The sequence below is a fragment of the Sphingomonas sp. Xoc002 genome (genome assembly GCF_050408055.1).
In the GTDB taxonomy this organism is placed as follows: domain Bacteria; phylum Pseudomonadota; class Alphaproteobacteria; order Sphingomonadales; family Sphingomonadaceae; genus Sphingomonas; species Sphingomonas yabuuchiae.
In genome coordinates, this window is sequence record NZ_CP191175.1 from 3,635,896 (window position 1) to 3,656,482 (window position 20,587).

General features: G+C 67.4%; 21 protein-coding genes. 11 read left to right on the forward strand and 10 right to left on the reverse strand.

Annotated elements, in window-relative coordinates:
• Positions 1–233 precede the first annotated feature (233 nt).
• The 3 genes from recF to ACQR50_RS16625 form a co-directional block, all read right to left on the reverse strand.
• On the reverse strand, positions 234–1,277 hold the full coding sequence (gene recF / locus ACQR50_RS16615) for a DNA replication/repair protein RecF (protein WP_428970729.1): 1,044 nt from the start codon (positions 1,275–1,277) through the stop codon (positions 234–236).
• 180 nt (positions 1,278–1,457) lie between these two features.
• Positions 1,458–2,573 carry a DNA polymerase III subunit beta gene (gene dnaN / locus ACQR50_RS16620; protein ID WP_056435738.1) on the reverse strand — a complete coding sequence of 372 codons (1,116 nt, stop codon included), beginning with the start codon at positions 2,571–2,573 and terminating at the stop codon, positions 1,458–1,460.
• A gap of 151 nt (positions 2,574–2,724) precedes the next feature.
• The gene (locus ACQR50_RS16625; protein ID WP_240456398.1) at positions 2,725–3,333 is read right to left on the reverse strand and encodes an outer membrane protein; all 609 of its coding nucleotides are present in this window, start codon (positions 3,331–3,333) and stop codon (positions 2,725–2,727) included.
• A 145-nt stretch (positions 3,334–3,478) separates the two neighbouring features.
• Here ACQR50_RS16625 and ACQR50_RS16630 point away from each other — a divergent pair, with 145 nt between their 5' ends.
• The 3 genes from ACQR50_RS16630 (at position 3,479) to rlmN (ending at position 5,979) form a co-directional block, all read left to right on the forward strand.
• The gene (locus ACQR50_RS16630) at positions 3,479–4,135 is read left to right on the forward strand and encodes a histidine phosphatase family protein (RefSeq protein WP_428969159.1); all 657 of its coding nucleotides are present in this window, start codon (positions 3,479–3,481) and stop codon (positions 4,133–4,135) included.
• Complete coding sequence (locus ACQR50_RS16635) at positions 4,132–4,599, forward strand: hypothetical protein (protein WP_428969160.1); 468 nt, start codon at positions 4,132–4,134, stop codon at positions 4,597–4,599. Before ACQR50_RS16630 ends, ACQR50_RS16635 begins: the two co-directional genes overlap by 4 nt.
• A 171-nt stretch (positions 4,600–4,770) precedes the next feature.
• Entirely contained in the window at positions 4,771–5,979 is a 1,209-nt protein-coding gene (rlmN, locus tag ACQR50_RS16640; RefSeq protein ID WP_042485348.1) for a 23S rRNA (adenine(2503)-C(2))-methyltransferase RlmN, read from the forward strand.
• Between the two features lie 132 nt (positions 5,980–6,111).
• On the opposite strand, the gene ACQR50_RS16645 is transcribed toward rlmN, so the two are convergent.
• The 3 genes from ACQR50_RS16645 to ACQR50_RS16655 are packed head-to-tail and all read right to left on the reverse strand — an operon-like array spanning position 6,112 to position 8,843.
• Complete coding sequence (locus ACQR50_RS16645; protein WP_184105607.1) at positions 6,112–7,338, reverse strand: SAM-dependent methyltransferase; 1,227 nt, start codon at positions 7,336–7,338, stop codon at positions 6,112–6,114.
• Between the two features lie 18 nt (positions 7,339–7,356).
• Positions 7,357–8,112 carry a molybdopterin-dependent oxidoreductase gene (locus tag ACQR50_RS16650; protein ID WP_428969161.1) on the reverse strand — a complete coding sequence of 252 codons (756 nt, stop codon included), beginning with the start codon at positions 8,110–8,112 and terminating at the stop codon, positions 7,357–7,359.
• Positions 8,109–8,843 (reverse strand): cytochrome b/b6 domain-containing protein, encoded by a 735-nt coding sequence (locus ACQR50_RS16655; RefSeq protein WP_428969162.1) that lies wholly within the window; start codon positions 8,841–8,843, stop codon positions 8,109–8,111. Before ACQR50_RS16655 ends, ACQR50_RS16650 begins: the two co-directional genes overlap by 4 nt.
• A 25-nt stretch (positions 8,844–8,868) precedes the next feature.
• Between ACQR50_RS16655 and ACQR50_RS16660 the strand changes: the two genes are divergently transcribed.
• From ACQR50_RS16660 to ACQR50_RS16670, 3 genes are all read left to right on the forward strand, one after another.
• Entirely contained in the window at positions 8,869–9,492 is a 624-nt protein-coding gene (locus tag ACQR50_RS16660) for a flavin reductase family protein (RefSeq protein WP_428969163.1), read from the forward strand.
• Between the two features lie 101 nt (positions 9,493–9,593).
• The gene (locus ACQR50_RS16665; protein ID WP_428969164.1) at positions 9,594–10,061 is read left to right on the forward strand and encodes a hypothetical protein; all 468 of its coding nucleotides are present in this window, start codon (positions 9,594–9,596) and stop codon (positions 10,059–10,061) included.
• A gap of 465 nt (positions 10,062–10,526) precedes the next feature.
• Positions 10,527–10,979, forward strand: coding sequence for a hypothetical protein (locus ACQR50_RS16670; RefSeq protein WP_428969165.1), 453 nt, complete (start codon positions 10,527–10,529; stop codon positions 10,977–10,979).
• Here ACQR50_RS16670 and ACQR50_RS16675 read toward each other — a convergent pair.
• The 3 genes from ACQR50_RS16675 to ACQR50_RS16685 form a co-directional block, all read right to left on the reverse strand.
• Positions 10,961–11,719 (reverse strand): sulfite exporter TauE/SafE family protein, encoded by a 759-nt coding sequence (locus ACQR50_RS16675; RefSeq protein WP_056435770.1) that lies wholly within the window; start codon positions 11,717–11,719, stop codon positions 10,961–10,963. The two genes, ACQR50_RS16670 and ACQR50_RS16675, sit on opposite strands and share 19 nt — an antisense overlap.
• Before the next feature lie 145 nt (positions 11,720–11,864).
• Entirely contained in the window at positions 11,865–12,269 is a 405-nt protein-coding gene (locus tag ACQR50_RS16680) for a hypothetical protein (protein ID WP_056435773.1), read from the reverse strand.
• A complete protein-coding gene (locus ACQR50_RS16685; protein WP_042485259.1) occupies positions 12,266–12,697 on the reverse strand; it encodes a TIGR01244 family sulfur transferase in 432 nt (143 codons plus the stop codon). The genes ACQR50_RS16680 and ACQR50_RS16685 overlap by 4 nt, the downstream gene beginning before the upstream one ends.
• Positions 12,698–12,857: 160 nt before the next feature.
• On the opposite strand from ACQR50_RS16685, the gene ACQR50_RS16690 reads away from it, so the two are divergent.
• From ACQR50_RS16690 to ACQR50_RS16710, 5 genes are all read left to right on the forward strand, one after another.
• The gene (locus ACQR50_RS16690; protein ID WP_428969166.1) at positions 12,858–13,883 is read left to right on the forward strand and encodes a YncE family protein; all 1,026 of its coding nucleotides are present in this window, start codon (positions 12,858–12,860) and stop codon (positions 13,881–13,883) included.
• 48 nt (positions 13,884–13,931) lie between these two features.
• On the forward strand, positions 13,932–15,104 hold the full coding sequence (crtY, locus tag ACQR50_RS16695) for a lycopene beta-cyclase CrtY (RefSeq protein ID WP_428969167.1): 1,173 nt from the start codon (positions 13,932–13,934) through the stop codon (positions 15,102–15,104).
• On the forward strand, positions 15,101–16,576 hold the full coding sequence (locus ACQR50_RS16700; RefSeq protein ID WP_184105614.1) for a phytoene desaturase: 1,476 nt from the start codon (positions 15,101–15,103) through the stop codon (positions 16,574–16,576). Before crtY ends, ACQR50_RS16700 begins: the two co-directional genes overlap by 4 nt.
• Before the next feature lie 81 nt (positions 16,577–16,657).
• The gene (locus ACQR50_RS16705) at positions 16,658–17,611 is read left to right on the forward strand and encodes an alpha/beta hydrolase (RefSeq protein ID WP_428969168.1); all 954 of its coding nucleotides are present in this window, start codon (positions 16,658–16,660) and stop codon (positions 17,609–17,611) included.
• A gap of 73 nt (positions 17,612–17,684) precedes the next feature.
• Positions 17,685–18,587, forward strand: coding sequence for a hypothetical protein (locus ACQR50_RS16710; protein WP_428969169.1), 903 nt, complete (start codon positions 17,685–17,687; stop codon positions 18,585–18,587).
• 149 nt (positions 18,588–18,736) lie between these two features.
• Here ACQR50_RS16710 and ACQR50_RS16715 read toward each other — a convergent pair whose 3' ends face one another.
• Positions 18,737–20,563 (reverse strand): ABCB family ABC transporter ATP-binding protein/permease, encoded by a 1,827-nt coding sequence (locus ACQR50_RS16715; RefSeq protein ID WP_428969170.1) that lies wholly within the window; start codon positions 20,561–20,563, stop codon positions 18,737–18,739.
• Between the last annotated feature and the right edge of the window lie 24 nt (positions 20,564–20,587).

The window sequence follows — 20,587 nt, forward strand, 5'->3', positions numbered from 1 at the left end:
CTCTGTGAGACCCTGAGCCCTCCCCCATCCCCTCCCGCCTGCGGGAGGGGCGTGCCTTGGCGCTACGGTAGGACGCCGTTTCTCAGTATGCTGAACGTCGCCCGGTAACGCACCCCTCCCGCAGGCGAGTTTCAGGTCAGTCATGCCCCCGGCATGACTTAAACGATGCTGGGCATCGTTTACCTGAAACTGGGATGGGGGAGGGTCCGGTGTCTCACCGAGCCCCGCCCCCCTCAAAACTCCACCCGCGTTGCCTCCCCGGGCACATCGGTGAACAGTCCAGGCTCGGTCCCGGTCATCCACACCTGCCCCCGCCCCGCCAGCCGCTCGAACAGCGCGGCGCGGCGCGACGGATCGAGATGCGCAGCCACCTCGTCCAGCAGCAACACCGGGGGCAGCCCACGTTGCTCGGTCACCAGATCGGCATGGGCCAAGACGATGCCGAGCAGCAGCGCCTTCTGCTCGCCCGTGGAGCACAGCGCCGCCGCCTGCCCCTTCGCCACGTGCGTCACGGACAGGTCGGCCCGGTGCGGCCCGACCAGCGTCCGCCCCGCCGCCGCGTCGCGCCTGCGCCCCATGGCCAGCGCATGGGCGAATGCCGCCGGGTCGACCGCCTCTCCCTCCAGCGCCAGCGCGGCCCGGGCGAACACGCTGTCGGGCGCCTCTTCCAACCGTTGGTCGAGCGCTGCCACTGCCGCCACCCGCGCGGCATCGAGCGCCGCGCCATGCTCGACCATCCGTGCCTCCAGCGCGCTCAGCCAGTCGGGATCGACCGGACCTTCGCTCGCCAGCAGCCGGTTGCGCTCACGCATCGCGGCGTCATAGCGGGTCGCGTGCATGCCGTGCGCCGGAGCCAGCGCCAGCACCAGCCGGTCGAGGAACCGCCGCCGCTCGGACGCGGGCTCGACGAACAGCCGGTCCATCGTCGGGGTCAGCCACAGGACGGACAGCCAGTCGGCCAGCGCATTGGCGCTCGTGGCCGCCCCCTGCACCCTGACGACCCGCCGTTCGGGCGCGGAGGCCAGCGCGCCGGTTGCGATCTCGACATCGCCGTCGAGGGTCGCCGCGACACCGAACCCGCCCTTGCCCCCCTGTCGCGCCATCGCCGACAGCGCGGCGCGCCGCAGCCCTCGGCCGGGCGCGAGCAGCGACACCGCTTCCAGAACGTTGGTTTTCCCCGCGCCGTTTTCGCCGGTCAGCACGACGAATCCCGCCGCCGGTAACAGCGCGAGGTCGGCATGATTGCGGAAATCGGTAAGGACCAGGCGGGTGAGCATCATGTCCGCCTTAAAGGGTATGCGCCCTCAATACATCCTCCCCTGCAAGGGGAGGTGGCAGGCCGAAGGCCTGACGGAGGGGTGTAACCGCCAGCGAGAAATCCATCGCAAGCCGGGACACCCCTCCACCATCGCTTCGCGATGGTCCCCCTCCCCTTGCAGGGGAGGAATAGGGGTGGCTTACACCCGCATCGGCATCAGCACGTACAGCGCGGGTGCCTTGTCATTCTCGCGGATCAGGGTCGGCGCGGCGGCGTCGGCCAAATGGACTTCGACCAGATCGCTATCGATCTGCGCCAGGATGTCGAGCAGATAACGGCTGTTGAAGCCGATCTCGAAGCCCAGCGAGGTGTACTCGCCCGGCACCTCTTCCGACGCGGTGCCGTTCTCGGGGCTGGTCACCGACAGGGTGATCCGGTCGCGGTCGAGCGCCATCTTCACCGCGCGGGTCTTTTCGGTCGCAATGGTCGACACGCGGTCGACGCCCTGCATGAACGCCTTGGGGTCCAGCTTCAGGATCTTGTCGTTCGCGGTCGGGATGACGCGGCTGTAATCGGGGAAGGTGCCGTCGATCAGCTTGGAGGTCAGGATCGCCTGGCCCAGGTCGAAGCGGATCTTGGTGCCCGACAGCGACACGCCGACCGAGCCGTCCACCTCGTCGAGCAGCTTGCGCAGCTCGCCCACGCACTTACGCGGCACGATCACATCGGGCATGCCCTCGGCGCCGTTCGGGCGCTCGATGGTGACGCGCGCCAGACGGTGGCCGTCGGTGGCGGCGGCCTTCAGCACAGGCGCACCGTTATCCTCGGCGACGTGCAGGAAGATGCCGTTCAGATAATAGCGCGTCTCTTCGGTCGAGATGGCGAAGCGCGTCTTGTCGATGATCTGCTTGAGCAGTTCGACCGGCAGCTCGAACTGGGTCGGCAGCTCGCCCTCGGCGATGACGGGGAAGTCGTCGCGCGGCAGCGTGCCGAGCGAGAAGCGGGCACGGCCCGCCACGATGGTCATGCGGCCTTCGGCGGCGGTCAGCTGGACCTGCGCGCCCTCGGGCAGCTTGCGGGCGATGTCGAACAGCGTGTGCGCCGACACGGTGGTCGAACCCGGCTGGTCGACGGCGGCGGCGACGCTGTCGTTGATCTGCAGGTCCAGGTCGGTCGCCATCATGCGCAGCTGGCCCTCGGCCGTCGCCTCCAGCAGCACGTTGGAGAGGATCGGAATCGTGTTCCGCCGCTCCACCACCGACTGGACATGGCTCAACCCCTTGAGCAGCGTTGCGCGTTCGATCGTCGCCTTCATTTCCTGATCCCCCGCCGGAACGACCGCATGGTCCCCGAGTCCGAATGATAAATGGCCTTGGTTCCTACCCGCCAAGAAGGGGCCGAAGCAAGGCTCCGACCCCTCTTACACTGGGAGTAAAACCACCGTTAATGTGGAAAAGAATCCCGGCTCAGAAGCGCAGGCCCAGACCCGCCATCAGCTGGTGGCGGTTCGGATTGATGCCGACGCCGTCCAGCTCGTCATAATGCGAATAGCGATATTCGCCCTTCACGAAGGTGTTCGGGCTGATCGCATATTCCAGACCGGCGCCCAGGCGATAGCCGCCGACTTCCTGCGAATTGACGGTGGTGACGCCCGCCGTGGTGTAGCGCGCATCGAACTTGGCGTTGGTGTAACCGGCCTTCAGATAGCCCATCGCGACCGGCGAGATGACATAGCCGACGCGCGCACCGGCATAGAGGTCACGGCCCGCACCCAGACGGAACTCGTCACCGGGCACGCGGATGCCGCTGCTGCGCGTGTCCGAGCTGCTGCCCGAAATCTCGCCCTCGGCGCCCAGGACCACGGGGCCTGCCGGAAGGTCGTAACCGATCGCGGCGCCATAGAGCACGCCGTCGCTCGAACTCTTGTCCTGACCCTGACGATCGTTGAGGCTGTCATAGCCGATCAGGCCCTCGACGCGGAAACCCGTGAAGGGCTGTGCGGTCTGGGCGGCGGCGGGGGCCGCGGCGGCGATGGCTGCCGAGGTCGCCAGGGCGGCGAGCATGAGCTTACGCATACACTATACTCCATTACTGTACCGGCCGCCGTTACATTCGGCGGTTGCGGCACTAATGACGCGAAAGCCCGGGCGTTGCATGAACCTCAGCTAAACAGGAAAAAGCGTTGCATGGAGGCAACAGCCGGGACAGGGATTGCGGGTCATGACCGCCCACCCCGCCCCGCCCGCCCGCCCGACAGACCGCAGGGGACGCGACTATATCGCCCGGCATGGCGAGACGGTGTTCAACCGGATCGGATGTATCCAGGGCGACCGGGTCGAGCTGCACACGCCGCTGACCCGGCGGGGTTTTGCGCAGGCCGATACGATCGGCCGGGTCCTGTACGAACGACTCGGTGCGGCACCGGCACTGACCCTCTGGTCCTCGCCCACCGGCCGGGCGCTTCAGACGCTGGCGGTGATCGCCGAGCATCTGGCACTCGACTGGCATGACACGCGCCATGACGTCCGGCTGATCGAACTGGGTTTCGGCAGCTGGGGCGGACAGCGTTTCGCCGATCTGACCGCGATCCATGGCCCGATCGTCCATCCGCATGGCATGGCGGTGGGGGCGCCCGACGGCGAACGCTATGCGGCGATGGCGGCGCGATTGTCGGCCTGGATGACGGATACCGCCGAGCATGACGGCGACCGGCTGATCCTGATGCACGGCCTGTCCAGCCGGGTGCTGCGCGGGTTGCTGCTGGGGTTGCCCGACGATGGCTTGTGCGGCGTGCCGGTGGCCGAGCGCCTGCCACAGGGGTCGATCGTGTTGATCGAGGGCGGGCAAGAGACGGTGATCCACCGGGCTGGCGCATGAAGCGGCTGGCGCTCTGCCTGGCGCTGGTCGCCGCGCCGGTTCTCGCGCGCGAGACGATCGGCATCTACAAGGGCTGGGGCGCGTTTCGCGATCCCGACCGGTGCTACGCCATCGCCAGACCGGTGCTGGCGAACGGGCGGGTTGGCGGCTTTGCCAGCGTCGGCACCTGGCCTGCCAAGCGCCTGCGCGAATCCTTCCACGCGCATCTCAGCAGCCCGCGCGACCGCGCCGCCGCCGTCACGCTGGCCATCGGCGAGCGCCGCTTTCCGCTGGTTGGCACGACCCAGGACGTCTGGGCGCCCGACGCGGCCACCGACCATGCGCTGGTCATGGCGATACGCTCGGGCCGCAGCATGAGCGTCTCCGCCGTCGACCCGCACCACCGGCCTTTCGCCGACACCTATGCCCTGGCGGGCGCGGCGGCGGCGATCGATGCCGCGACCTTGGCATGTGTGGGGGCCTGAAAACTTTCCTCCCCTGGAAGGGGAGGTGGCGCGCGAAGCGCGTCGGAGGGGTGTCCCGCTACCGGAGAGGGTGACACCCCTCCGTCAGACCTGCGGCCTGCCACCTCCCCTTGCAGGGGAGGAAGAGTCTGCCCTGTGGAAATCCATCCGATTTTGCGCTATGGGCAGCGCATGCAGACAGTTTCGGCCGCCCTCATGCCCATTCCGGGGCACATCGATCCCGTGCCCGTGCCGCGCGGCGTGCAACCGCGTCCCGATGGTCGCGTCGATTTGATCGGCCTGACCAAGGACCAGCTGCGCGAGGCCTTGCTGTCGGGCGGCATGGAGTTGAAGCAGGCCAAGCTGCGCTCCAAGCAGATCTGGCACTGGCTCTACAATCGCGGCGCCACCCGCTTCGCCGACATGACCGACATCGCCAAGGCGCAGCATCCCTGGCTAGAGGAACGCTTCGTCATCGGCCGTCCCGAGGTGGTCGAGGCGCAGGTGTCGAACGACGGCACGCGCAAGTGGCTGCTGCGCTCGGCCGACGGGCAGGATTACGAGATGGTGTTCATCCCCGACGCCGATCGGGGGACTTTGTGCGTTTCGAGCCAGGTCGGCTGCACGCTGAACTGCCGCTTCTGCCACACCGGCACGATGCGCCTCGTCCGCAACCTGACGGCGGGCGAGATCGTCGGACAGGTCATGCTCGCGCGCGACTCGCTGGGCGAATGGCCCAGCCAGCCCGAGGGGCGGATGCTGACCAACATCGTCATGATGGGCATGGGCGAGCCGCTCTATAATTTCGATGCGGTGCGCGATGCGTTGAAGCTGGTGATGGACGGTGACGGGCTGGCGCTGTCCAAGCGTCGCATCACCCTATCGACCAGCGGCGTCGTGCCGATGATGGCGCGTGCGGGCGCGGAGATCGGCGTGAACCTGGCGGTGTCGCTCCACGCCGTGACCAAGGACGTGCGCGACGAGCTGGTGCCGCTGAACAAGAAATACGGCATCGAGGAGCTGTTGCAGGCCTGTGCCGACTATCCGGGTGCCAACAATGCCCGGCGCATCACGTTCGAATATGTGATGCTGAAGGACAAGAACGACTCGGACGCCGATGCGCACGAGCTGGTCCGGCTGCTGCGCCATTACGACCTGCCCGCCAAGGTGAACCTGATCCCGTTCAACCCCTGGCCCGGCGCGGACTATGAATGCTCGACGCCGGAGCGGATTCGGCGCTTCTCCGACATCGTGTTCGAGGGCGGAATCTCCGCACCGGTCCGCACCCCGCGCGGGCGCGACATCGACGCGGCCTGCGGCCAGTTGAAGACCGCCGCCGAGAAGAAGAGCCGTGCGCAGCTCGACCGCGAGGCGGAAGAGAAGTTCGCCGCTTTGGGGTGAATAAATCCTCCCCTGCAAGGGGAGGGCGACCGCCGCGAAGCGGTGGTGGAGGGGTGTCCCTACTGGCGGTGACACCCCTCCGTCAGGGCTACGCCCTGCCACCTCCCCTTGCAGGGGAGGAATGAAAAAGGCTCAGTCCCGGAGCGCGCGTTCGCCCTCGAACATGTAATCCCGCGTCACCGGCACCGAGAGCCGCCCGCGCGTCAACTGCACCTGATAGTTGCACAGGCCGCCATTGCGGAACGCCGCGCCCGCACCCGCCAGATAGAAGAGCCACATGCGATAGAAGCGCTCGTCATACAGCTCGACGATGCGGTCCTTCGCCGCCACGGTCCGGTCGTACCAGATGTCGAGCGTCCAGCCATAATGGCAGCGCAGCACCTCGACATCGGTCAGGAACATGCGCAAGCCCTCCTGCGCGCGGACGATCTCCGACAGGGCGGGGTTATAGCCGCCGGGGAAGATGTACTTGGTCGTCCAGTCGTCGGTGACGCCCGGCCCGTTCAGCCGCCCGATCGTGTGGAGCAGCATCACGCCATCCTCGGTCAGCAGGTCGCGGCACTTGCGGAAGAAGGTCCGGTATTGCGGCGGGCCGACATGCTCGAACATGCCGACCGAGACGATGCGGTCGAACTGGCCCTCCACCCGGCGATAGTCGATCAGCTCGAACTTCACCTTGTCCGACACGCCCAGCGCCTCGGCACGCGCGCGCGCGACCTTCAGCTGTTCCTCGGACAGGGTGACGCCCAGCACTTCGGCGCCGCATTTCTGGTGCAGGTAGAGCGCCATGCCACCCCAGCCGCAACCGATGTCGAGGACCTTCATCCCCGGCTCGATCGCCAGCTTGGCGGCGATATGCGCCTTCTTGTCGCGTTGCGCCCGCTCCAGATCGTTCTTCGGATCGGTGAAGTACGCGCAGCTATATTGCTTGTCGGTGTCGAGGAAGAGTTCGTACAGCGTGCCCGACAGGTCGTAGTGATGGGCGACGTTCTTCTTCGACCGACGCTCCATGTTGATCCGGTCGATGCGATGCTTGATCGCGCCCGCCGCCCGGACCAGCCGCGAGGGGTTCAGGTTCGCGCGGCCCGCTTCCCATTTGTCGTTGGCGGTCAGCAGTTCGACTAGGTCGCGGACATCGCCCTTCTCGACGACCAGACGACCATCCATGAAGGACTCGCCCGCCGCCAGCGCGGGGTTGCGCACGATCTGCCCGGCAACCGACGAGTCGGTGAAGCGGATCGCGACATCGGGATAACCGGGTTCGGGCGAGCCGAACTCGCGGACCTTTCCATCATGATGGGTGAGGGACAGGCGGCCCTTGCGGACCGCGCGCGACAGAAAGAGATCGATCAGCGCCATATGGCACCGCCTAGTGCCTTAAATTCCCGCATACCAGTCATAATCGACGTGATCTTCCCAGTATCCGCCCTTGCCCAAACCTATGTTATCCAAGCTTTCCACCGCATCGATCCGCATCAGATACTTGGCGTGCTTGTATCCCAGCTGCCGCTCGACGCGCAGCCGCAAGGGCGCGCCGTGGCCGATGTCGAGCATCCGCCCGTTCATGCCCCAGGCCAGGATCGTCTGGGGATGGAAGGCGTCGATCAGATCGAGCGATTCGTAATAGGGCTGGCCGCCGTACAGGTCGGCACAGGTGAAGACGACATATCGCGCCCGCGTGCTGATATCGGCGGCCTTCAGGATCGTGCCCAGCATCGGCCCCATCCATTCGCCGATCGCGCTCCACCCCTCGACGCAGTCGTGGCGGGTGATCTGACGCCGCGCGGGGAACTCACCGATCTGGCGCAGCGACAGCGACAGCGGCTTGGCCACCAGCCCGCCGACGGTCAGCCGCCAGTCCTCGAACCGGTTGGCGGCGAGGGCGGCATATTCGGGTGTGCCCGGGTTGCGCGTGCCGTTGGTACGGAAGACCGGCGACATCTGGTCGCGGCGATATTCGGGGGCCAGCGCGCCCCGGTCCATCAGCGCGCGTTGCAGCCCCTTCTGCATATCCTCGCCCGCGAACAGGATTTTCCGCGCCGTCGGCTGCTCGATGATCCGGTCGCAGCCCGCGAGGAGCAGCCCGGCGCCGCCGGTCAGGATGGTACGACGCGCGATCAATCCGGCGGTCATTCGGGAACCCTCCAGCGGCCGGTGATCATCGACCGCATCTCGTTGAGCGGCCCGGCCAGAATGACCAGCACCAGGTGTATGACGGTGAACAGCGCCAGCAGCGTCGCCGTGATGAAGTGGATCGACCGCGCCGATTGCCGCCCGCCCAGCAGGTCCAAGACCCAGGGCCAGGCCGCATTCATACCCGGCGACAGCGCAATGCCGGTCAGGATGGCGAGCGGCAGGGCGACGAACAGCACCCCCGCATAACTCAGCTTCTGGAACAGATTATAGGCCCGCGGATCACGCTCGTCGTGAAAGCGAAGGGCCAGATGTCGCCGAAAATCCGCCCAGACCGAGCCGGGCCGAAGCTCGCGCCCCCGGATACGCAGGTCGCGCTGGAAATGCCGCGTGACCAGGCCGCCGATCATATAGGCGAGCAGCCCGAACCCCAGCACCAGCGCGAAGAACAGGTGCCAGCGCCGAGAGATCGCCAGATTGTAGCGTGCCGGAATGGTCAGCCAGGCCGGGAAGTGCGGCAGGCTGGCCCAGGCGTGATCGAAATTCGCCCCGTAACGTCCCCAATAGAGCCGGGGATGCGCGTTGGAGATGCCCAGCCCCGATCCCAGCAGGATCAGCACCGCGACCGCATTGACCCAGTGCCAGATGCGCGTCACCCATCCGTGGCGACGGATGACGGCGCCTGGCGGTTCCGGGGCTCTTTCCGGCTCGGTCGGCGTTCCGGCTTCCATCCACACTCCCTTTCGGTGACCATCCATGATCGACAACTGGCATTTCTACGAACCCGTCAACGGTCATGGGCTGGCGCATGATCCCTTGAACGCGATCGTCGCGCCCCGCCCGATCGGCTGGATCGGCAGCCGGTCGGCGCAGGGCGTCAACAATCTGGCACCCTACAGCTTTTTCAACGTCTTCAACTACCGTCCGCCGCTGATCGGCTTTTCGTCGCAGGGGTGGAAGGACTCGGTCGCCAACATTGCCGAGACCAAGGTCTTCACCTGGAACCTCGCCACCATGACGCTGGCGCAGGCGATGAACGCCAGTGCGGCGACCGTGCCCGCGGAGGTGGACGAGTTCGCGCTGTCGGGCGTGACGGCGCAGGACGGACAGTTGGTCGACGCCCCGCGCGTGGCGGAAAGTCCGGTGTCGTTCGAATGCCGCCTGACCCAGCTGATTCGCCTGGAAACCAAGGAGGGCCGCGAGCTGGACCAGTGGCTGGTCATCGGCGAGGCGGTGGGCATCCATATCGCCGCCGACCTGATCGAGAACGGCATCTACCAAACCGCGCGCGCGCGCCCGATCCTGCGCGGCGGCGGGCCGGTCGACTATTTCGAGGTGACGGAAGCCGCCCGTTTCGAGATGCGGCGCCCCGACGCCTGATCCGGTCGTCGTAACAGGGGCTGCAAGGAATTGCCAAATCGTATACGAATTTGCAACCCTTGAAGCGCGATAAGGCGGGTCGACGTTTTGAGAGGCCCACCATGCTGACCGAGCTTCGGGAGCATCATGCCGCGTTGACCCGCTGGCTGGATGCCCATCGCAACCTGTGCGACGCCGCGCAGATCGATTATCAGGCCCTGCGCCATGTCCGCTGGCAGATCGCGCGTGTCAGCCGGAAGCGGCTCGCCTTTCTGACGGACACGGTCTTTCCCTTTGCCGAAGCCCATGCCGGACTGAAAGCCGCCGCCGGGCTGCTGACCCTGCGCCAGGAGACACCGGCCCATGGCCGGATCCTGTCGGCCTTTGTCGCCCGCTGGCCGATGGAAGCGGTGGCGGAGGCGCCGGACGCCTATGCCCGCGCGGCCGATGCCTGTCGCCGGGATGCCGACAAGCGACTCCTCGCGGAGGAACGCCATCTGCGGCTGTTGCTGACCGAGGTCGAATGGCAGCCGGGGCGCGTGTTTCCTCCATCGGCGGATCAGATGCCGTCGGCCACGCCCCCCTCCTGACGGCAACTCGAGACCCATCCCTTTGTCGGTGCGGCACAGGCGGGTTCGTCATGAAATGGCTCGTCCCACAGCATCTGCCTGACCGCCGAACAGCCCGTCGAGAGCCGCGCCGGGTTGCTGACACAGGCGCATTCGGACTGCACCGTCAAAAGCGCGACCCTTGAGGGCGGCAGGGTCGAAAGCGAACCGACCCGCATGATGCCCGGCAGCACGCCATGTCACATATTAAACTTTGATTTAGATCAACGCGTCAGAAGGCCGCCATCAGGAGGCATTGATGATCCGATGATATGACAATTCCGATCGTCGCCGCGGAGAATATCGGCTCCGGGGTTACGATGACCATGCAGGAAGGTCGGGGGGCCTATCCTGTACGTGAATCTTCCGGATCGCACGGACATCGCCGGGGTGGGCCGATGGAGGGCAACCGTCGAATGCGATCGCGATTATATTGAAAGCATCCCCATGCTGCCCGAATGGCTCGAAATGCGCGACGAAGTGGTTCGCGTCATGAGCGAGCACCGCGCCCTGTGCGGCGCGCTCCAGCCCGATCCCGCTGCGCTGAGCCGCAGCCGCTGGCTGCTTTCCAACGCCAGCCGCCAGCGGGCGAGTTGGCTGATGCGCCATGCGAACCCCACCGCACAACGATTGGCACACACGCCGGGCGGTGCCGCCTGGCTGGCGGTACAGGCGAGCATGCCTGCCTATCGCCAGCGCATATCCGGCTTTGTTTCGAGCTGGCCGCTCGAAGAGATCATGGTCGACTGGGGCGGATACCGGCGCGGCTGCGCCGAGTTGCGCATCGAGGTCGCGGCATGGTTGCGCAACGAGGAATTTGCGATCCGGGCGCTGGCGGCGGAATGGGAAGCCGAGCCCTCGGCCCCGACGGCCGCCGCCCGTCAGGCATATCCCCGATAGAAGAACACCGCCGTCGTCACCGTCGTAAGAAGGAGCGTCCAGCCCCGGATAAGCCCGGCGGGCAGCCTGCGCCCGATCAGCGCGCCGCTCCACCCGCCGACGATGCCGCCCGCCAGCATGGGCAGGCACTGCGCCCAGGCGACCATGCCCGTCGCCACGAAGACCAGTGTCGCCGCCGCATTGGCGGTGGCCAGCATCAGCGTGCGCGGCGCGGCCAGCTGCGCCGGGTTGCGCCCCGAGAGCAGCCCCCAGGCGGCGGTCACCATCATGCCGATGCCGCCGCCGAAATATCCGCCATACACACCTAGCACCGCCTGCGCCCCCATCAGCGCGCGCGGCCCCGGCCGGGCGATCCGCGCCAGCCATTCCGAGGCATGCCGCCCGCCCGCGATCGCGATCGTCGCGGTCAGCAGCAGCCAGGGCACGATCAGGTCGAAGGCACGCGGCGGCGTCAGGAACAACAGGATGCTGCCCAGCAGCGCGAAGACGAAGGTCAGCGCCGCCATCCGCCGCATCGACACGCCCATCACCGGCTCCAGCCCATGGCGATAGGCCCAGACGCTGGCCATGGCGGCGGGTTGCAGCGCGACATTGGAAGTGGCGTTGGCGATGGTCGATGGCAGGCCCAGCGCGATCAGCGTCGGCATGGTCGAGAAACTGCCACCGCCCGCCAGTGCGTTCATCGCGCCCCCGACAAAGCCTCCGGCAGCGGCGAGCGCGAGAAAGGTCCAGTCGATCATGCCGGGGAATGCCCCTCCACCATCCTTCGGATGGTCCCCCTCCCCATCAAAGATGGGGAGGACTTATCTTCAATCCTCCCCAAGCTGTGCTTGGGGAGGGGGACCGCCCGGCGCAGCCGGGTGGTGGAGGGGCCAGCCCCCACCCTCAACGCGGGGCCAGCCGCCGGATGTCGAGCACGTCCACCCCGGCCAGCATCACCGGCCCGAAACGCCCCTCGACCTCCGCGACGATGCCCTCGGCGCTCGAACGCACCCGCGTCCAGGGAATTTCGCGCACCGCGATTCGCCGGCCATGCAGCTTGAGCGCCGCGACCCGGCCATCGGTCGCCACCACCAGCGCGCCCTGGCCATCGGCACCGACCACGGCTCCCGCAACGGTAAAGCCCGTCAGCGCCGCCTCGGCCGCCGCCGCGACATCCTCGGGCGAGCCGATCCGGCGGTCGCGGCGGCGCGTGCAGAGCCACGCGATTCCCGCCCCGCCCAGCGCCACGCCGACGCCCAGCCCGGTCAGCGCCCCGGTCGTCACGGTGCCGACGAGCGGCAGGATCATCCGGCGTTGCCTGCCAGCGCGTCCAGCGTCGGGCGCAGGCCGGACAGGTCATAGCCCGCCCCTTCGGCCTGCATCACGATCAGGGTCGGGTTGCGCCCCGCCTTGGCCGCCGCCAGCGCCCACAGATTGCAGCTGCGCGTGCCCGACCGGCAATAGGCCAGCACCGGGCCCTTGGCCTCGACCAGCGCCTGGGTCATCTGGTCGACCATCTCGTGGCTGAACCCGCCGGGCGTCACGGGGATGGCGGTATAGGCCAGCCCCTGATCCTCGGCCGCGGCGCGAATCGAATCGCCGGTCGGCTGACCGGGCTCCTCGCCATCGGGACGGTTGTTGACGATGGCGGCATAGCCCGCCGCCTTGATCGCGGCGACGTCCTCGGGCCGGATCTGGGGAGCGACGGCGACGCTTTCGTTGATGGGGCGGATCATGCGGTTCACCTATTCAATGGGCCGTTTCACCGCAACCGGTGGCGGGCCTGCTTTGTCGGAAAAGACGCATCAGTTTCGTATCGGCTCCGCCGCGCGGCGGAACATACGGCCCCGCGCCACGTCTGGCTGTCATCCCCCCGTTGTTCCAGGAGCCGTCCCCATGCCGCTGATCGATCGCCGTCAGGGCTTGTGGAGCCTGGCCGCCCTGGGCGTGGCCTCCGCCCTTCCCCTCGCCTGGGCGCGCCGGGCGCAGGCGGCGGCTCCGCAGCGCGGCGTGCTGGCGGTCGTCGAAAAGGGCACCGGCGGCGTCGTCTTCTACCGCGTGCCCGATGGCGAGCGGCTGGGCCAGGTGCCGCTGGGCACGCAGCCGCACGAGATGGTCGCCGATACGGGCGGCCGCTTCGCCTATGTCGGCGGGTACGGCGTGAAGGGCTGGCAGTTCGGCGGTGAGGGCGGGCATCAACTCTGGGTGATCGACCTGGAGGGACGCAAGCTGGCGCGGGCCATCGACCTGTCGCCGCACCGACGCTGGCACGGCATGCGGATGGACGCGAAGGGGCGCCTCTATGCCCTGTCCGAGACCGACAGCCTGCTCGCCCGCTTCGACACGCCCGCCAGTGCCGACAGTCCCGACCGGATGATCCCGGTCGGCGGCGCGCGCAGCCATTATTTCGTGGTGAAGGCCGATGGCAGCCGCGCCTATGTCGCCGACACGATGAGCGGCACCGTCATCATGGTCGACCCCGACGATGCCAGCTTCGCGCCCGTCAAACAACATATCGGCAAGGCACCCGAGGGCCTGGCGCTCAGCCCGGACGAGCGGACGCTCTATGTCATCGACCGCCCGGCGGGCGTGCTCCACGCGCTCGATGCGGTGACGCTGCGCCCGCGTGCCCGTACGTCCTTACGCGGCGAGGCGGTGCGGGTGGTCGTGCAGGCGGACGGCCGGTTGATCGTGTCGAACACCGCCGACAAGAGCCTGACCCGCCATTCCCCCGCCACCCTGGCAGAGGAAGCGCGGCTGCCACTGCCCGCCGCCGCACCGGGGCTGAACCTGCCCGCCGGAGGATCGATCCTGTACGCCGCGCTGGAGAATAACCGGATCGCCATCGTCGATCTGGCGGCATGGACGATCACCGGCGGCTTTGCGACCGGCGACGCGCCCGACACCGCCGTCCTTCTGTAATGGCACCGACCCTTTGCCTTGGCCCCGCTTTCCGGTAGCGGTAGAGCGATGGCTGCCAAAATCTCCTGTGATATTGCGATCATTGGCGCAGGCCTGGCCGGTGGGCTGATCGCGCTTGCGCTGAAAGCCCGCCACCCCTCGCTCGACGTCCGGCTGATCGATGCGGGCGAGACGATCGGCGGCAACCACCTCTGGTCCTTTTTCGGCAGCGACGTGGCCAAGCGCGACCGCTGGATCGTCGAGCGCCTCGTCGCGCATGGCTGGCGCAGTTACGACGTCGCCTTTCCGGCGCATTCGCGCACCATCGACCAGACCTATTATTCGATCGAGAGCCACCGCCTCGACACCGAGGTTCGCCGGACGCTGCCGCCGCACGCGCTGATCCTGGGGCGCAAGGTGCTGGCGGTGTCGGCCACCGCCGCCGTCTTCGCCGATGGCGACCGGGTGGAGGCGACGGGCGTGATCGACGCGCGCGGCGCGGGCGACCTGTCTTCGCTGTCCTGCGGATGGCAGAAATTCGTCGGGCAGGAGCTGAAGCTCACCCGCCCGCACGGGGTCGAGCGGCCGGTGGTGATGGACGCCACCGTCAAGCAGCTGGACGGCTATCGCTTCGTCTACACCCTGCCCTTCGCCGAGGACCGGATCTTCGTCGAGGACACCTATTACTCCACCTCCGCCGAGTTGAACCGTCGCGCCATCGTCCAGCGGATCGAGCGCTATGCCGACAGCCGCGACTGGGTGGGGGCCGAGGTGGTGCGCGAGGAGGCGGGCGTGCTGCCGGTCGCGATGGGCGGCGATTTCGACGGCTATTGGCGCAGCGGCGGGGCCAGGACGCCCAAGGCCGGGATGCGCGCCGGGCTGTTCCACCCGACCACCGGCTACTCGCTGCCCGATGCGATCCGCATGGCCGCGATGCTGGCCGAGCGGCGCGACTTTGCAGGTGCCGACCTGCACGACGCGACCTATCGCATGGCGCGTGACGCCTGGGACGCGCGCGGCTTTTACCGTATGCTCGACACGATGTTGTTCAAGGCCGCGGAGCCGGATGAGCGATACCGGGTGCTCGAGCGTTTCTATCGACTTCCGCCCGACCTGATCGGGCGTTTCTATGCGGGGCAATCGACCATGGCCGACAAGGCACGAATTCTGACCGGACGGCCGCCGGTGCCGATCCTGCGCGCCATCGCCGCCCTGAGAGACAAGTCGGGGGGCCGGGCATGAAGAGCGCGGTCGTCATCGGATCGGGTTTCGGCGGGCTGGCGCTGGCCATCCGCCTGCAATCGGCGGGCGTGCAGACGACGATCGTCGAGGCGCGCGACAAGCCGGGCGGTCGCGCCTATTATTGGGAGCGCGACGGCTTCACCTTCGACGCCGGGCCCACCGTCATCACCGATCCGGCCTGCCTGGAGGAATTGTGGGCGCTGACCGGCCGGTCGATGTCCGAGGATGTGACGCTCGATCCGGTCAGCCCCTTTTACCGGCTCAACTGGGTCGACGGCACCAATTTCGACTATAGCAACGACGACACCCAGTTGCGGTCCGAAATCGCCAAGCTGAACCCCGACGATATCGAAGGCTATGGCAAGTTCCTCGACTATGCCGAGGGGGTGTATCGCGAAGGCTATGAGAAGCTCGGCCATGTCGCGTTTCTCGACTTCGCCTCGATGATCAAGGCCGCGCCCGCACTGGCCAAGTACCAGGCATGGAACTCGGTCTATGCCATGGTGTCGAAATTCGTGAAGTCGGAGAAGCTGCGCGAGGCCTTGTCCTTCCACACGCTGCTCGTCGGCGGCAATCCGATGACGACCAGCGCCATCTATGCGCTGATCCACAAGCTGGAGCGCGACGGCGGCGTCTGGTTCGCGCGCGGCGGCACCAATCGGCTGGTGGCGGGCATGGTCGCGCAGTTCGAGCGGATCGGCGGCGTGATCCGCCTGGGCGATCCCGTGACGCGGATCGAGACCTTGGGCGACCGCGCGACCGGCGTGGTGACCAAGAGTGGCCTGACCATTCAGGCCGATGCCGTCGCGACCAATGCCGACATCATGCACAGCTACCGCGACCTGCTGTCCGACAATCGCTCGGCCCGGCGGACGGTCAACCGGCTGGAGCGCAAGCGCTACTCGCCGTCGCTGTTCGTCGTCCATTTCGGCATCAAGGGCGCGTGGCCGGGCATCCCGCACCACATGATCCTATTCGGCCCGCGCTATAAGGGCCTGCTGACCGACATTTACGACACCGGCGTGCTGTCGGAGGATTTCTCGCTCTATCTCCACCACCCGACCGTCACCGACCCGAGCCTGGCACCCGAGGGGCATTCGACCTTCTATGCGCTGGCCCCGGTGCCGCACATGGGCAAGTTCCCGATGAACTGGGACGAGGTCGGGCCGATCCTGGAAAAGCGTATCCTGGACGAGGTCGGCCGCCGCCTGATCCCCGATATCCATGAGCGGATCGTGACCAAGTTCCATTATGCCCCGGCCGACTTCGCGACCGACCTGAACGCGCATATGGGCTCGGCCTTCTCGCTGGAGCCGATCCTGACCCAGAGCGCCTATTTCCGGGTCCACAACCGCGACGATTCGATCCCGAACCTGTATTTCGTCGGCGCGGGCACCCATCCGGGCGCGGGCATTCCGGGCGTGGTCGGCAGCGCCAAGGCGACGGCGGCGCTGATGCTGGAGCGGCAATAAGGCTTACGGTCCCACTTCCCTTTGCCTTCGACTTCACTCAGGCTGAACGGAGATGGGGTGCTTGGTAAAAGGGGGTAGATCATGCCGTTCATCATGTTGCTGGCCGCCTTGCTCGCCGCCACGCCGATGACCGACCGCGACATCGCCGCGCCGGGTCCGCAGGGACCGTTGAAGGGCAGCTGGACCGGGCCGGAAGGCGCCAAGGTGCCGGTCGTGCTGATTATTCCCGGATCGGGCCCGACCGACCGCGACGGCAACAGCCCAAGCGGGCTGAAGGCAGCCCCGCTGCGCCTGCTCGCCGAAGGGCTGGCGGCGCGCGGCATCGCCAGCGTGCGGATCGACAAGCGCGGCATGTTCGCGAGCAGCGGCGCGATCCCCGACGCCAACAAGGTAACGATCGACGATTACGCCGCCGACACCCGGTCCTGGATCGCCGCCATCCGCGCGAAGACCGGTGCCCCGTGCGTCTGGGTCCTGGGACATAGCGAAGGCGGGCTGGTCGCACTGGATACCGCCGCCGCCAGACCGGCGGGGCTGTGCGGCGTCATCGCCGTCTCCACCCCCGGACGGCGGCTGGGCACGGTGATGCGGGCACAGTTTCATGCCAACCCCGCCAACGCGCCGATCCTGGCCGATGCCGACCGCATGATCGACGCGCTGGAAGCGGGCCGCACCATCCCCGCCGCCAGCCTGACGCCGCCCCTGCCGATGATCTTCGCCGATGTGGTTCAGCCCTTCCTGATTAACGCCCTCGCCAAGGACCCCGCAAAGCTGGCGGCGGCGACCGCCAAGCCGCTGCTCATCGTGCAGGGCGAAGCCGATCTGCAAGTCACGCCCGAGGACGCCCGCACGCTGAAAGCCGCCCAGCCCGAGGCCCGGCTGGTCCTTTTGCCCGGGGTCAATCATGTGCTGAAGACGGTGGAGGGCGACAGCCGGGGCGCGAACCTGGCGACCTATGCCGACCCCAATCTGCCGATCGCACCCGAAGTGGTGACGGCGGTGGCTAATTTCGTAATGGGCCATCCTGCGCAATAAAGTCCGGTTCGGCCACAAAGCCGACATGATTACCCCTGATCGTTACCCGGTCGTCACGACACCGGGAGATATCATGATGCGCCGTTTTGCCTGGCTCTTGCTGGCCACCCTGACGGCCGCCGCGCCGCCGCCGACCGAGCGCGTGATCGCGCCGGACGGCCTGGTGCCGGTGACGATCAACGGCGTCACCCGCACCGTGCGGATCGATCCGGGCGTTCCCGCCATGCCGCTCATCACCCAGGACTATGCCGAGGCGGCGGGCATGAAGCCGGGTATGATCGGCATCGGCTATAGCGTCGGGCCGACGGAGATTCACGGTGCCACCGCCGTCGCCCGCGTCGCCTTTGCGGGGGAAGGCCCCGAGAAGAAGCGGATCGGCTTCACCAAACAGCCTTTTGCCGCCGGTATTGCGGGCGTCTTCGGCCCCGCCAGCCTGGCCGACCCCGTCGTCCGTTTCCGCCTGCGCGAACCGGTCGGCAGCGAGCGGACGATCGCCCTGCCGATGATCGACCAGGGCGGATTGTTCGGCAGCTGGGCGGAGCGGTTCGCCACCATCATGGTCGAAGGCGAGCCCCTGCGCATCCGATTCGACCCGCATCATCCGCATACGCTGGCCAATGCAGGCGCGGCGGTGCGGCTGGCGCGCGCCTATCGCGGGCAGCTCTCGGGTTCGACAAGTATGACCGAGATCGCTTTCGGCATCGAACGGCCGATCCGCACCATGACGCTGGCAACCCCATTGATCGTCGGCCCGCTGACGATCGGATCGCTTGGTGTGCGAACCACGGATGACGGCAAGACCGACACCATCGCCGACGCGGACAAGGCGACCGATCCCAATGAGGTGATCGTCACCGGCAAAGGCAAGCACGACATCAAGAGCGACCGCCTGTCGATCGGCGCGGACCAGCTGAACCGCTGCTCGTCGATCGTGTTCGACAAGCCTGCCAAGCAGATCCGGCTGAGCTGTCGCTGATCGTCCGGAGAGGAAATCCACAGCAATCCGAGACGCAATCGCCCCCCTCCCCTTCAGGGGAGGGGCCGGGGGTGGGGCGTGTCCGCAAGCGCAACATTCGTGGAGAGGCCCCAACCCCTCCCCTGAAGGGGAGGGGCTTGCGTTACGGTTCACGCCAGCAGCGCCTCCTCCTCGGCCTCTTCCACCTCGGCGGCCTGGCGCGCCCACATTTCGGCGTAGAGCCCGCCCTTTGCCAGCAATTCGCCATGGGTGCCGCGCTCGGCCACCTGGCCGCCGTCGAGCACGACGATCTGGTCGGCATGGACCACGGTCGACAGTCGGTGCGCGATGACGAGCGTGGTGCGCCCGCGCTCGATCGCCTGGAGCGTCGCGAGGATGTCCGCCTCGGTCCGGCTGTCGAGCGCGCTGGTCGCCTCGTCCAGGATCAGGATCGGCGGGTTCTTCAGCAGGGTGCGCGCGATCGCCACGCGCTGCTTCTCGCCACCCGAAAGCTTCAGACCGCGCTCGCCGACGCGGGTCGCATAGCCTTGGGGCTGGCGCTCGATGAAGTCGGCAATAGCCGCCCCCTTCGCGGCGCGCTCGACATCATCCTGGTCGGCGCCCTCGCGGCCATAGGCGATGTTGTAGCCGATGGTCTCGTTGAACAGCACCGTATCCTGCGGCACGATCCCGATCGCCGCACGCACGCTGTCCTGCGCCACCGCCGACACCGGCTGGCCGTCGATGGTGATCGCGCCGGAATTCACATCGTAGAAGCGATAGAGCAGCCGCGCGAGCGTCGACTTGCCCGCGCCCGACGGCCCTACCACCGCGCAGGTCGTGCCCGCGGGTACATCCAGCGTCAGCCCCTTCAATATGGTCCGCTCCGGGTCATAGCCGAACACGACTTGGTCGAAGCGGACATGCCCGCCCGTCACCTTCAGCGGCGGCGCGCCGGGCGTGTCGACCACTTCGGCGGGCGTGTCGATCAGGTCGAACATCGCGCCCATGTCGATCACCCCCTGGCGGATGGTGCGATAGACCATGCCGAGCAGGTCGAGCGGCCGGAACAGCTGCGACAACAGGGTCGATACCAGCACCACGTCACCCGCCGACGCCGCGCCCCGGCTCCATTCGCGCACGACCCAGGCCATGGCGAAGCCCAGCATCAGGCTGGTGATCGCCGCCTGCCCGACGTTCAGCCAGGCCAGCGAGTTTTCCGACTTGGTGGCCGCACGTGCATAGGCCGCGACGCCGTTTTCGTACCGCCGCGCCTCGCGCTCCTCGGCGTTGAAATATTTGACCGTCTCGAAATTCAGCAGCGAGTCGACCGCATGCGCGACCGCGCCGGTGTCGAGGTCGTTCATCTGCGTGCGCAGCGCATTGCGCCAGTCGGTCACCTTGCGGGTGAAGACGATATAGAGGACGACCATCGCCATGGTGGTGACGACCAGGACGGGGCCGAAGCTGCGCCCGAAGATCGCCAGGACCAGCCCCAGTTCCAGCACGGTCGGCGCGATGTTGAAGAGCAGGAAGTACAGCATCGTGTCGATGCTCTTGGTGCCCCGCTCGACGACCTTGGTGACGGCGCCGGTCCGCCGCTCCAGATGGAAACGCAGCGACAGGCGGTGGAGATGGCGGAACACATCGGCCGACAGTCGCCGGGTCGCGTCCTGCCCGACCATCTCGAACACGGCATTGCGCAGATTGTCGAACAGCGTCGTCGCGAACCGCGCACCCGCATAACCCACGACCAGCAGGATCACGAGCGTCACCGCGCTCCGATCGTTCGCCGCCATCCGGTCGACCGCATATTTGAACGTATAGGCCGCGCCCAGCACCTGGACGAGCTTGGACAGGATGACCAGCGCCATCGCCGCCACGATCCGCACGCGCAAGCCGGGCTCTCCGGCGGGCCAGAGATAGGGGAGGAAGCGGCGAAGCGTCGGGATCAGCGGCCGGTCGGCCGTCCCGGCGGTGGGATCGATTGGGGGCATGTCCACACCATGTCGGACGATCGG

Coding starts and splice junctions, on each gene's coding strand:
- recF (WP_428970729.1), bottom strand. CDS start 1,277: ATGCTCACCCGCCTGGTCCTTACCGATTTCCGCAATCATGCCGACCTC.
- dnaN (WP_056435738.1), bottom strand. CDS start 2,573: ATGAAGGCGACGATCGAACGCGCAACGCTGCTCAAGGGGTTGAGCCAT.
- ACQR50_RS16625 (WP_240456398.1), bottom strand. CDS start 3,333: ATGCGTAAGCTCATGCTCGCCGCCCTGGCGACCTCGGCAGCCATCGCC.
- ACQR50_RS16630 (WP_428969159.1), top strand. CDS start 3,479: ATGACCGCCCACCCCGCCCCGCCCGCCCGCCCGACAGACCGCAGGGGA.
- ACQR50_RS16635 (WP_428969160.1), top strand. CDS start 4,132: ATGAAGCGGCTGGCGCTCTGCCTGGCGCTGGTCGCCGCGCCGGTTCTC.
- rlmN (WP_042485348.1), top strand. CDS start 4,771: ATGCAGACAGTTTCGGCCGCCCTCATGCCCATTCCGGGGCACATCGAT.
- ACQR50_RS16645 (WP_184105607.1), bottom strand. CDS start 7,338: ATGGCGCTGATCGATCTCTTTCTGTCGCGCGCGGTCCGCAAGGGCCGC.
- ACQR50_RS16650 (WP_428969161.1), bottom strand. CDS start 8,112: ATGACCGCCGGATTGATCGCGCGTCGTACCATCCTGACCGGCGGCGCC.
- ACQR50_RS16655 (WP_428969162.1), bottom strand. CDS start 8,843: ATGGAAGCCGGAACGCCGACCGAGCCGGAAAGAGCCCCGGAACCGCCA.
- ACQR50_RS16660 (WP_428969163.1), top strand. CDS start 8,869: ATGATCGACAACTGGCATTTCTACGAACCCGTCAACGGTCATGGGCTG.
- ACQR50_RS16665 (WP_428969164.1), top strand. CDS start 9,594: ATGCTGACCGAGCTTCGGGAGCATCATGCCGCGTTGACCCGCTGGCTG.
- ACQR50_RS16670 (WP_428969165.1), top strand. CDS start 10,527: ATGCTGCCCGAATGGCTCGAAATGCGCGACGAAGTGGTTCGCGTCATG.
- ACQR50_RS16675 (WP_056435770.1), bottom strand. CDS start 11,719: ATGATCGACTGGACCTTTCTCGCGCTCGCCGCTGCCGGAGGCTTTGTC.
- ACQR50_RS16680 (WP_056435773.1), bottom strand. CDS start 12,269: ATGATCCTGCCGCTCGTCGGCACCGTGACGACCGGGGCGCTGACCGGG.
- ACQR50_RS16685 (WP_042485259.1), bottom strand. CDS start 12,697: ATGATCCGCCCCATCAACGAAAGCGTCGCCGTCGCTCCCCAGATCCGG.
- ACQR50_RS16690 (WP_428969166.1), top strand. CDS start 12,858: ATGCCGCTGATCGATCGCCGTCAGGGCTTGTGGAGCCTGGCCGCCCTG.
- crtY (WP_428969167.1), top strand. CDS start 13,932: ATGGCTGCCAAAATCTCCTGTGATATTGCGATCATTGGCGCAGGCCTG.
- ACQR50_RS16700 (WP_184105614.1), top strand. CDS start 15,101: ATGAAGAGCGCGGTCGTCATCGGATCGGGTTTCGGCGGGCTGGCGCTG.
- ACQR50_RS16705 (WP_428969168.1), top strand. CDS start 16,658: ATGCCGTTCATCATGTTGCTGGCCGCCTTGCTCGCCGCCACGCCGATG.
- ACQR50_RS16710 (WP_428969169.1), top strand. CDS start 17,685: ATGATGCGCCGTTTTGCCTGGCTCTTGCTGGCCACCCTGACGGCCGCC.
- ACQR50_RS16715 (WP_428969170.1), bottom strand. CDS start 20,563: ATGCCCCCAATCGATCCCACCGCCGGGACGGCCGACCGGCCGCTGATC.